Consider the following 11,935-nt stretch of genomic DNA (forward strand, 5'->3'; position numbering starts at 1 on the left):
TTATTTTTTAAGATTAACTAAACCACTCTAAAGGAACAGTAATGATCGATGGGAATAAAATGAGTAGTAATAGAATTAGAATGTGAATAATCAAAAATGGCCAAATTCCTTTCGTTAATTCCCACAGACTAACTTTACTAATTCCACATCCTACATATAGAACAGTCCCTACAGGTGGAGTAATCAATCCTATACACAAGTTAATTACCATAATAATCCCGAAGTAAACTGGATCGATTCCGGCTAACTTAACAAGTGGTAACAAAACTGGCGTAAAGATAAGGATTGCCGGTGTAAGGTCCATAACCAAGCCAATTAATAATAACAAGATGTTGATAATGATCATAAGTAGTAAAGGTTTATTAACTAATCCCCCGAGCGTATTCGCCATTTCTGCCGGTACATTTGCCACAGTGATTAACCAGGCGGAAACCATAGCAGCAGCTGCAACGAACATAACAACACTTGTTGTTTTGGCAGCTGTAAGGAAAACTTGATACAAATCTGCAATTTTCAACTCTCTATAAACTAGTGTCCCGATTAATAAGGCATAAAATGCTGCTATAACTCCTGCTTCAGTAGGAGTAAACACTCCTCCTCTTAATCCACCGATAATAATCACCGGCAGTAGCAATGCCCAAATAGCTTCACGTACTGCTGTAATAATTTCTTTAGTTGTTTTCCTTTCTGGCAACTCACTCGTTTCTCTACTAGAAAGTATTGCCCATACAATCATTAGTCCTACTCCCATTAAAATTCCTGGAATTATCCCCCCCATAAACAGCTGCGTAATAGAGACACCTGCTGTTACTCCAAAAATAATCATCGGGATACTTGGAGGAATCACAGGAGCAATAATTCCAGCAGCACAAACAATACCAGTTGATCGATTCACGTTGTATTTTCTCGAAACCATCATCGGAATCAAAATTGACCCGAGCGCGGCAGTATCCGCTACTGCTGAACCGGACAAACCAGCAAATAAAACGCTCGCAATAATGGCAACAAAGCCTAATCCTCCGCGTATATGACCAACGAGCGACATCGCAAAAGCAACAATTCTTTTTGATATTCCCCCGGCATTCATCAACTCACCGGCAAGAACGAAAAAAGGAATCGCCATTAATGAAAAGTTATTTGCTCCGTTTATAAGGTTTTGCGCAACGATCTGGCTATCAAAATTTCCCATGAAAACCATTAAGGCGATACCGCTTATAATCAGTGCGAAAGCAATCGGAACACCGATGGCTAGTGAACCAAATAACGAACCTAAAAATATCCCTACCATAATCCCCCTCCAATTATTTTGAACTTTGTGTATTTTTAAATAGTTAATTTTGTAGAATTGTTACCATTGGTTTCCTGGTCACAATCGTCAGCTGTCCCAGTAGCAATCGCTTCATCGGAATTGGAAATCATAGATAACGATCCATTTCGTACTAAGAGCGTTCGAAACATATTTGTTAAAACTATAACAGCCATTCCTACACTTGTTACAATGCCTATACCATACACTAAACCTAAAGGAGTTCCTGTCGCTGGAGCTTTGCTGTTCATATTTAAAACAGTCATTTTCCAGCTTCCGTTTAACAATAACCAAAGAACATACAAAACTAGCAAGTTGCTAATCATAAATACTACCTTTTTTGCTTTACGAGGCAATGCATTGATCACAATGTCCACTCCAAGATGCATATTTTCTCTCAAGGCAGCAATTGCTCCTAAAAAAACCATCCATACAAATAGAAAACGCGACATTTCTTCAGACCAAGTTATTCCAGAGTTAAATATATAGCGTAAAATAACGTTGCCGAATACTAAAATACTCATTATAGCAAGCGATAATACGATCAAAATGTTCAAAATGTCGTTTGCCGGCTTACTAAGTTTCTTCAATAGGATCTTCCGCCCCTTTCTTTTATTTCACTTTAGGTGTGTTGAAAATGGCTCTATCCCAAGCTTTTCTGCCGTAGTCGGCAGAAAAGCTTGTGTTCAGCCATATCTGTCATGAGCAAGCTTTGCTCCCCATCCATGTATGAAAATAACCGTTCATGGACCCGTTATTTTCACAGAAAATAATAGATAATCAACAGTCGTGATTTCACTTCATTTAGCCTCTGCTTTTATTCTTTCATACAAGTCTTTTGCCCAGTCATATTTACTAAAAATCTCATCATATAGCGGCTGTACCGCCTCTTGCATTTGTTTAGTAAATTCTGGGGTAGGAGTTGTAAATTTAATTCCATGTTGTTCCAAAAACTTTTTGTCTTCCCCATAACTTTTTTCCATAAGTTCAAATTCATAATTGGCTGATTCTTTTGCAGCTTCTTCGATAATTTTTTGTTGCTCTGAGGTCAAACTATTCCAAAATTTACTATTAATAATATAGACATTTGGACTAAACATATGTTTTGATTCCAGTACATCACTTTGAACCTCATACCATCCCGAAGCGCGCAGTGTAGCAATCGGGTTATCCTGCCCGTCAACCACTTTTTGTTCCAGTGCTGTAAAAACTTCCGATATTGGCATTGGCGTAACATTTGCTCCGAGCAATTTTCCCATAGTAATATAGTTAGGAATATTAGGCATTCTAATGCGTAAACCCTTAAAGTCCTCCATAGAGTGTATTGTTTTATTGGCCGAGAACATTCTAAATCCATTCGCACTCCATGCTAATGGGCGAACGCCATGTTGTTTTTCAAGCTCTGCCGTCAATTCTTTTCCAATCGGACCGTTTAATACTTTTTTGACATGCTCAAAATCTTTAAATAAAAACGGCCACTCCGGCACTCCCATTTTCGGAATATCATTTTGCATAATTAATCCCGGGATACCCATTTCGATAGTTCCATTACGCACACCATCATAAAATTCCTTTTCGGCTCCCAGAGTACTATTCGGATAAATCTGCACCTTAAGACTTCCACCTGACTTTTCTTCAACAATTTTTTTAAATTTTTCCCTCAATGCAACGTTTTGTGGATGATCCTCCGCAAAATAATTTGCTACTTTAATTACTTTAGTTCCGCCATTCTTCCCGCTTTCTTGTGCAACCTGTCTTTCGGCACTACACCCTGACAAGAAAATAAAAAGTAAAGTGAAAAACATAAGCATGAATGGGACATTTTTCTTCATTACTCTACAACTCCTTTCTTTTCATTAAATCTATAAAAAATTTAGTGGTTACCTTAATACAAGTTGTAACAAAGAATTTTTTACCTATTATTTGTAACCATGTTGCTTATAGACGGCATGTATTACATTTGCTGAATGACTGGGATGTAAAACAAAAATTCAACTTATACAGATTGATTTTCCGACATATGTATAAAAGTATTCAGACTGTTCTTTTTACCTCTCCTGAGCATCTTACTTATGTCGGCTTTTCATCTGAACTTATATAAATAATAATAACCTTTGTGTGATTAAGCGCTTTCAAAAATATATATGTTTTATATTATAAAACTAAGTTTTTATATAATAAAAGTGTTTTACATTATAGAATAAAGTTTTATAACAAGAGAAAAAAATAACGACTGTTAATTTGGTCTTATGTCTTATAATTTTTCATTACTCCCAAACTCCCTCCTTTTCGTTAGATCTATAAAAAACTAGAGGGTACCTTAAACTAAAAACGAAAGGTAATAATCTTTGTTTGATTAAGCGCTTTCAAAAATAAATGATATTTCCCTACAGTTGTTTTATATTATAAAACTATGTTCTTATATAATTAAAAATTAACACCATTAGACTGATTTTATAATATTACAAATTTTCTAAATAGTCAAGTATATATTCAATAAATTTTCCATCTCCTTTTCCCATCTAAAGATCGTACCTGTTCGGTTACAAGTTTATCGTTTTATTATAACTGTAGTCGAAGCAGAACATCGGCACCCTTGAACCCCAGCACCTTTGGCTAAACAATTCTCTTCCTATATGTAGAAACATAATTCAATATTCAAGAAATTCCCGAAGAAATTCAAAACGATGTGAAAATGATCGCTGTGATTGATTTCTCAAAGCAAGGTCATAGGTCATATACATCAGATGTTGTAATCCTCAAAGCAACAAGCGGAATGTATGTCGTCAAGTGCACGAGGGGGGAATGCAGTAACTGATCTATTTAGCTATTGTGCAGGGGACTAAAATGAGAATTTTATATCAACAAAAGAAAAAGAACCGGTTTTTCCCAGTCCTTTTATTGCCTTCCTCAACTAAATGCGTCTGTTAGTTCAACACGCTTCCTTGTCTCATAAAGTATAGTAGGGACAGGGGGATAATCACTTGAAATCTTGCTACTATTTTCTCCCCCATATGTTACATATGATTATTCACCAAACCAGCCTAATGGAATCGTAACAAGTTCTGGGAATATCGTTAATAAAACAAGAACAAAGAGTTCAACTAATAAAAATGGTAGTACTCCCTTTGTCATTTCAATAATACTTATTTTACTAATACCGCAGCCAACGTACAGTACAGTTCCTACCGGAGGAGTGATTAAGCCGATTGACAAGTTAATAACCATGAGCAACCCAAAGTAAATCGGATCGATACCTGCTTGTTGTACTAAAGGTAACAGTACAGGCGTAAAAATTAAAATTGCTGGAGTAAGGTCCATGACACAACCAACTAAGAACAACAACAACATAATCGTGAGCAATAGTACAGTAGGGTTCTCAGTTAACCCGCCTAACAGAGTCCCTAACTCCGCTGGAATTTGTGCCACTGTAATAACATAAGCAGATACCATTGCTGTTGAGGCCAAGAACATCACTACTCCTGTTGTTTTCGCTGTCTCTACAAAAATTTTCGGTAAATCAGATAATTTTAATTCGCGATAGAATAAGCTCACAATTAATGCATAAACGGCAGCAACAATCCCTGCTTCCGTCGGTGTGAAAATTCCCCCGCGAAGACCTACAATGATTAACAAGGGCAAAAGCAACGCCCAAAATGCTCGTATAAATGCTTCCCATCTTTCTTTTGCTGTTGCTTTCGGTAAAGTTTCACTGTTGTCCCGCTTAGATACAAAATACCAGACAATCATTAAACCAACGGCCATTAGAACGCCCGGTACAATTCCCGACATAAATAGTTTTGTAATAGACACACCGCTAATTACTCCAAAAAGAATCATTGGAATGCTTGGAGGAATGACTGTGCCAATAATTCCGACCGAAGCTATTAATCCAGTCGATGAATTTTTATTATAACGATTAGCAATCATCATCGGAATTAAGATAGCACCCAATGCGGCCGTATCTGCAACAGCTGAACCAGAAATTCCGGCAAAAATAACACCAGCAATAATAGCAACATACCCTAATCCTCCACGGATATGCCCAACTAAAGCGCTTGCAAAATCAACAATCCTTTTAGAAACGCCGCCAACGTTCATAATTTCTCCTGTTAATATAAAAAACGGGATTGCCATTAATGCAAAGCTATTAGCACCATTAATTAAATTTTCAGCGACAATTTGTGTATCAAACATCCCTAATACAAACATCATGACAATGGCACTAACCAACATGGAAATTGCTACTGGAACACCTAAAAACAAAAAGAGGAACAATGTACCTAAAAAAATCCAAATCATGATTTAGTTCCCCCATTCTCATTTAATAAATTCATATCATTAACATTTTTCTCTTTTTTTGCCCATGATGGGGAATTCCGATTAAAGAATCCAAACTGCACCGCTTGGATGATACTGATACCAATCATGCAGACAGCGGCGAATAAACCTGCAAGATAAAATAAAGCCACCGGTAAACCCGTTCCTGGACTTGTTATTCCGCTGTTCAAAGCCATCATTTTGATCAGCCCATCAATAAACAAACCGAGTACAACGATGATCACAATATTGGATAATACATAAGCAGCTCTTTGTAATCCGTGCGGCAAAATACGGACAAGTAAATCTACTCCCAAGTGACTTTTATCCTTTGCTGCAACAATAGCCCCAAGGAAAACAACCCAAACAAACAAATAACGCGCTAATTCCTCTGACCAAGTTAATCCAGAGTTAAATACATAGCGTAAAACAACATTTAAAAATACGAAAATACACATTGCCGATAAAATGACGGTAATTAATGCATTTAAGGAGCTGTTTAAAATCTTTAACAATCTTTCCATATGACTCCCACCTTCAATAAAAAGGATTTCATGGGATTCAGGATGAATCCCATGAACCGGCTGTCTTATTGCTCACGAATTTTCTTTACTAGTTCTTCTGCCCAATCATATTGTTCGTAAAGTTTTTCGTAGACTGGATCCATCGCTTTTTCTAACTCGCTTCTAAACTTTTGATCCGGAACAATGATTTCCATTCCTTCTTTTTTCAAGAAGTCTTTTACTTCATTTTCTGCCTTTAATGCTAACTCCCATTCATAATCAGCAGATGCTTTCGCAGCTTCTAAAATAATCTCTTGTGTTTCTTTATCGAATCCATCGAATAATTTTTTATTAATTAAGTAAACGTTTGGACTAAATATATGGTTCGTTTCAATCACATGGCTTTGAACTTCATACCAACCATTAGCCTTTAAAGTTAGATACGGGTTTTCCTGTCCATCAATCACTTTTTGTTCTAACGCAGTAAATACTTCAGAAAGCGCCATTGGAGTTACATTGGCACCCATTGCTTTTCCGGTTTCCACAAAAATCGGAACGTTAGGCATTCTTAGACGAAATCCTTTAAAATCATCCATCGATTTAATTGGTCGATTCGCAGAAACAACGCGGAATCCGTTAACAGTCCAACCAATTGGTTCTACACCTAATTTGCGAAACTCTTCTTTAATTTCTTCTCCCACTTCCCCATTTAACACTTTGCGAGCATGATCATAGTCTCTAAATAAATATGGCCATTCTACAACACCAATTTTTGGTTGAGCTGTTTGTAAGCCCATTCCAGCGATCGCCATCTCGATTGTTCCGTTACGAACGCCATTTGTGAAAGATGCTTCATCACCTAATTTGTTTGCTTCATAAATTTCCACTTTAATCTTACCGTTTGTTTTTTCTTCCACCATTGGTTTAAATTTTTCTTTTAAAGCAATGTTTTGTGGGTGATCGGCTGCAAAATAATGTGCAATTTTGATCGTTTTCACACCATCTTTGCCTGAATTAGTATTTGTTGATTGTGATTGTTTTTGACCACATCCGGATACAACAGTAAGCATAACAGCTAAAATAACAGCTAACCATTTCATTTTTCTCATAATTTTGCCCCCTTGTTTTACTGTGAATTTCTTGCTCTTTTAACCCCTTGAACATACTCTTCTGCAGTCTTACGAAGATTTTGAAAATAAGCTTCATCCATCGGTTTTTTTGTATTGACTAAATTGCTGCCAATTCCAACAGCTACAGCCCCCGCTCGAATATATTCAGCAAGATTTCCTAGATCCACCCCTCCAGTTGGCATCAACGGAATATGCGGCAATGGTCCATGAATATCCTTAAGATAGCGAGGACCAAATGCACTCGCTGGAAAAACTTTAATAACATCTGCCCCATGTTCATATGCTGTTAAAATTTCTGTCGGAGTTAAGGCGCCGGGAATGCTAATTACACCGTAGCGTTTTGTTAGTTTAATAGTTTCCACATTAACGGTAGGCGAAAAAATGAATTTTGCGCCTGCCATAATCGCCGCCCGCGCTGTTTCCGAGTCGAGTACGGTGCCTGCTCCGACAATTACCTCGTCCCCCATCTCACTTGCTACTTGTTCGATGAGAGTTAACACTTTTGGCGTTTCCACCGTAATTTCCAGCGTCTTTATTCCTCCATCGCGTAAAGCCTTAGCAATAGGAAGAATATTCTCTGGCTTCGCCCCACGAATAATAGCAACAATACCATTTTGTTTGATTTGTTCCAATAAATTCATGAGTTATATCACCTCCCTTTCTAACGATTCACATCTTTGTTTTCAAAACGAAGAAACGCCTCCAACTCTTTTCGATCAGGCAATCCTTCTACATCACCACTCACCATCGTGGCAAATGCACCAACGGCATTCCCTCGTTGAACAGCATCGTAAAGACTTAATCCATCCAATAACCCTGACACAAACCCCGAAGCAAAACCATCTCCCGCGCCAACAGGGTCGACCAATTGCTCAACAGGAAATCCCGGTACTAGTCGACTTTCCGTACCTGTAAAATAGTAAGCACCTTTTGCTCCCACTTTAAGGACAACTATGGAAGCACCGTGTTCAAGGAAGCGCTTTCCTAATTGTTCTAGATCAACTTGCCCAAACATAAACTCAGCTTCATCGATCCCAGGCAGTACGATATCAGCCTTTGAAGCGATTTCTAACAATGTTTTTCTTGCTTTTTCCTCCGGCCAAAGCTTTTTTCTTAGATTCGGGTCAAAGACTATTTTGACACCGTGCTTCTTAGCTATCTCGATTCCATGCATAACCGTTTCGTAGCAGCTTTCACTCAAAGCCGGAGTAATTCCAGTGATGTGAAGATATTTTGCTTGAGCTATATATCGTTCATCTAAATCTTCAGGCACCATGCGGCTGGCAGCAGAATATTTTCGATAATAGTAAACTCTAACATCATTAGCTCTCCGCAATTCTTTAAAATAAATGCCCGTTGGTGCCGACTCATCCACTTTTACTTGGCTTACATCAACACCTTCCCCGCCAATAAATGCAACCATAGCTTTACCAAATTCATCATCACCGACCCGACTAATCCAACCGGCTTGATGTCCTAACCTCGTTAAGCCGATGGCAAAATTGGACTCAGCGCCTCCGAATTTTCTAGAAAAATAGTTCGCATATCTCATTAGACCGGTTGAATCCGGAGTGAAAAGCACCATAGTTTCTCCAAACGTTACAACGTCCAAGCTGTATCACCTCCTTTTCATATCCAAAAACTCATTAATCTTGAATTAAATAGTTATAAATACTTTCAGGAATTGGAATGCCATTTTTCATTCTCTCTTCCTCACGAAGTTGTTCCGGTTCCCCTGGAACCATGACTCTTTCAAACCCTTCAGCCGGTTGAGCCTCATGGATTTCATCAATCATTTTGTCCATATTTTCTAAGAATGATTGGAGATCGGTAAACATTGCTGGGTTAATAGCACAATAAAAATGACCAAGCTTACGTTTTTTATCGTAGTCTCCATACATTGGCACAATATGCGGTCCAAAAGCCGCGCCAACTAGAATACCGGAGAAAATGTCTACAGTCATAGCAAGACCGTAACCTTTAGGGCCTGCAAAAGGCAGTAAAGCTTGCACTTCATGAGGGTTAGTTGTAGGTTTTCCGTTTTCATCGACCCCCCAATCAGCAGGAATAGACTTACCCGTTTCTCTCGCATGGAGTATTTTTCCGAACGCAACATTACTTGTTGCCATATCCAATATCACAGGTTTGTTTTTTCTTGCTGGAAATCCATAGGCAATAGGATTTGTGCCAAAGAAAGGCTTCGCTCCTCCAAAAGGTACTACCACTTTATCCGTATGGCTCATTGCCATTCCAATTAGATTTTCCGAAGCAGCCTGTCTAACGTAATAAGATAGAGCGCCACAATGACTGCTGTTTATAACCCCTACCATACCAACTCCTTTTTCTTTAGCTAACTTTATCGCATACTCCATTGCGTACTTAGAAATGACATGACCGAAACCGTCATTACCGTCAACAATCGCAGTCACCGGTCCCGTCTCTTTCACTGTGATGTTAGGATCACAGTTAATGCCACCTTCCTTAACTCTCTTCACATAATGCTCGGTTCTTAGAACACCATGCGAACTTACCCCACGTAAATCTGCATGAACTAAAACGTCAGCAATAATCTCAGCATGTTCCGGCTTTACACCTGCTTTTATTAATTTTTTTGCGCAAAGTTCTTTTAGTTCTTCAAAGGAAACGATTACATCAACCATAAAAATGTCTTCCTTTCTATGTATGGTCATTTCTTTGATAATGTTATTCCAAGTTTGCGTGACGTTGCCGCAATGTCTCATTATTGTCCCGCAAAACATGAATGGTAATGGCATCTAATAGAAGATGTACACTTTGGTCAAATTGGTTACCTAAAGGTTGAATAGTTTCCGGTTCATGTGGTAAACGGTATTTTGTAGCGGCGGGGATCGTTAATAAAAAATCACTAACTTCTGCAATTTTCGAATCTCGATTTGTTGTAACTAACCCTATCTCCGCTCCTACTTCCTTAGCTTTAACAGCAAACCTATAAATGGATTCCGTAGCCCCAGAACCACTAATTAAAATGAGCAAATCTCCCTGTCTAATACTTGGTGTAATTGTCTCTCCAACAACAAATACTTGGTATCCACCATGCATTAGCCGCATCGCGAACGCTTTGCCCATTAACCCCGAACGACCTTCCCCGCAAACAAAAACCCTCTTAGCTTGATTCAGCCGTTCCGCAAAAACTAACGCTTCATTTTCATCTATATTTGACAATACTGTTCTTACTTCATCGCAAATTGTCGCTATGATGCTTCTTATCACTATAAACCACCCCCTTGACCACCTCTGTTAACGCTTCCAAAAATGGCATAAGAAGCGTGTTACAGCTAGCATTGGCGAATTCATGTCTTTCTTTTCTGCCGAAGTCGGCTAGATTCGCTTGCCGGCTGGGCATGCACAGTGCACGCCCAACCCGAACGATGAATGAAAATTCATTTGCCCGCTGGCTTTCCTGTTCGGGGATGCGGCAGAAAAGCTTGGTTCATCCTCCCCGTTTTAATTGGCTATATACGCTTATTGCCATGCTACTACGCCTTTATAACAGTGAAATAATGGACAATCAACACGCGTGATGATATATAAGTTACAACAAAGAATTTCACATCTTTCTATTTTCATCTTATTCTCTTATGTCGTTTCCCGAACAATGAGCGTCGGCGGAAAACGATGAATCCGGGCCTGTTCTTTATGTTCGTTTTTAATTTTATCCAATAAAAGCTGGGCTGCTTTTTCCCCCATTTCAAACGCGGGCTGCGCTATAGTAGTTAAAGCTGGTGTGAAAATCGGTGCAAAAGGAACATCATCAACGCCAATCAAAGCTAAGTCATTAGGAATATTTATACTATTTTCTTTCGCATATCTTAAGATCTCCATCAATACTAAATCGTTCCCCGCCAAAATAGCTGTAGGAGGTTCTTTTAAAGAAAACATTGTGTTTAGGGCGTTTTGGATATAATCTAGATCGACTCCTTTAATATATTCATCCACAATTGGTAAACCAAAATGAAGCATCGCTTTTTTGTATCCTTCAATTCGTTCAATTCGTGGTGTAACTTTACGACTTAATGATGTAGTAATAATTCCAATTCTCGTGTGATTGCAATTCACAAAATGCTCAACGGCCAGATAAGCAGCCTTTTCGTTATCTAAAAGAATAGTATCTACTGATAATCCATCAATGATCCTGTCTACAAATACAAGCGGAAAATTTTGTTCTATCATCATTTCGTACAATTCCAAATTCCCGCCTGTTGGAAAAACAATTAACCCATCTACTTGTTTTGCTCTTAACATATTAATATAATTTGCTTCTTTAACTGGATCATCATCTGCATTACAAACAATCACATGAAAGTCATTATCGTTGCAAAAATCTTCGATAGCTCTTATCACTTTAGTTGAAAACGAGTGAAGTATATTCGCAACAATCACACCAATCGTTGAGGTTTTTTTTTGTTTCAAACTTCTAGCGACAATATTAGGTTGGTATCCAAGTTCGCTAATAGCGTTTTCAATACGCCGCTTCGTCTCTTCACTCATATAGTCGTAACGCTTATTCAGATATTGCGAAACCGTACTTTTAGAAACCCCTGCTAGTTTCGCAACATCCTGCATAGTTACTCTTTTCATTCTTATCTCCTCGAAATAATAATTTCTAATGGCTTGTATTAATTCTCAACTAAACCGAT

At 38.2% G+C, this 11,935-nt stretch carries 11 protein-coding genes; all 11 read right to left on the reverse strand.

Annotation, left to right across the window (positions count from 1 at the left end):
- Window positions 1-13: 13 nt before the first annotated feature.
- Window positions 14-1,291: a TRAP transporter large permease gene (locus HNQ34_RS01485; protein ID WP_183251307.1), complete on the reverse strand. Its 1,278-nt coding sequence runs from the start codon at window positions 1,289-1,291 to the stop codon at window positions 14-16.
- 32 nt (window positions 1,292-1,323) lie between these two features.
- On the reverse strand, window positions 1,324-1,896 hold the full coding sequence (locus HNQ34_RS01490) for a TRAP transporter small permease (protein ID WP_246363654.1): 573 nt from the start codon (window positions 1,894-1,896) through the stop codon (window positions 1,324-1,326).
- 210 nt (window positions 1,897-2,106) lie between these two features.
- Complete coding sequence (locus HNQ34_RS01495; RefSeq protein ID WP_183250986.1) at window positions 2,107-3,138, reverse strand: TRAP transporter substrate-binding protein; 1,032 nt, start codon at window positions 3,136-3,138, stop codon at window positions 2,107-2,109.
- Between the two features lie 1,195 nt (window positions 3,139-4,333).
- Window positions 4,334-5,611, reverse strand: a complete 1,278-nt coding sequence (locus tag HNQ34_RS01500; protein ID WP_312856087.1) for a TRAP transporter large permease — start codon at window positions 5,609-5,611, stop codon at window positions 4,334-4,336.
- Window positions 5,605-6,150, reverse strand: a complete 546-nt coding sequence (locus HNQ34_RS01505; protein ID WP_183250988.1) for a TRAP transporter small permease — start codon at window positions 6,148-6,150, stop codon at window positions 5,605-5,607. Before HNQ34_RS01505 ends, HNQ34_RS01500 begins: the two co-directional genes overlap by 7 nt.
- Window positions 6,151-6,215: 65 nt before the next feature.
- A complete protein-coding gene (locus tag HNQ34_RS01510) occupies window positions 6,216-7,238 on the reverse strand; it encodes a TRAP transporter substrate-binding protein (RefSeq protein ID WP_183250989.1) in 1,023 nt (340 codons plus the stop codon).
- Between the two features lie 17 nt (window positions 7,239-7,255).
- Window positions 7,256-7,900, reverse strand: coding sequence for a bifunctional 4-hydroxy-2-oxoglutarate aldolase/2-dehydro-3-deoxy-phosphogluconate aldolase (locus HNQ34_RS01515; RefSeq protein WP_183250990.1), 645 nt, complete (start codon window positions 7,898-7,900; stop codon window positions 7,256-7,258).
- 20 nt (window positions 7,901-7,920) lie between these two features.
- Window positions 7,921-8,871, reverse strand: a complete 951-nt coding sequence (locus HNQ34_RS01520) for a sugar kinase (protein ID WP_183250991.1) — start codon at window positions 8,869-8,871, stop codon at window positions 7,921-7,923.
- 34 nt (window positions 8,872-8,905) lie between these two features.
- Window positions 8,906-9,919 carry an ureidoglycolate dehydrogenase gene (gene allD / locus HNQ34_RS01525; protein WP_183250992.1) on the reverse strand — a complete coding sequence of 338 codons (1,014 nt, stop codon included), beginning with the start codon at window positions 9,917-9,919 and terminating at the stop codon, window positions 8,906-8,908.
- 43 nt (window positions 9,920-9,962) lie between these two features.
- Window positions 9,963-10,508, reverse strand: a complete 546-nt coding sequence (hxlB, locus tag HNQ34_RS01530) for a 6-phospho-3-hexuloisomerase (RefSeq protein WP_312856075.1) — start codon at window positions 10,506-10,508, stop codon at window positions 9,963-9,965.
- A 366-nt stretch (window positions 10,509-10,874) separates the two neighbouring features.
- The gene (locus HNQ34_RS01535; RefSeq protein WP_312856088.1) at window positions 10,875-11,906 is read right to left on the reverse strand and encodes a LacI family DNA-binding transcriptional regulator; all 1,032 of its coding nucleotides are present in this window, start codon (window positions 11,904-11,906) and stop codon (window positions 10,875-10,877) included.
- Window positions 11,907-11,935 lie beyond the last annotated feature (29 nt).

The organism is Anoxybacteroides tepidamans, assembly GCF_014201465.1.
Classification (GTDB): Bacteria; Bacillota; Bacilli; order Bacillales; family Anoxybacillaceae; genus Anoxybacteroides; species Anoxybacteroides tepidamans.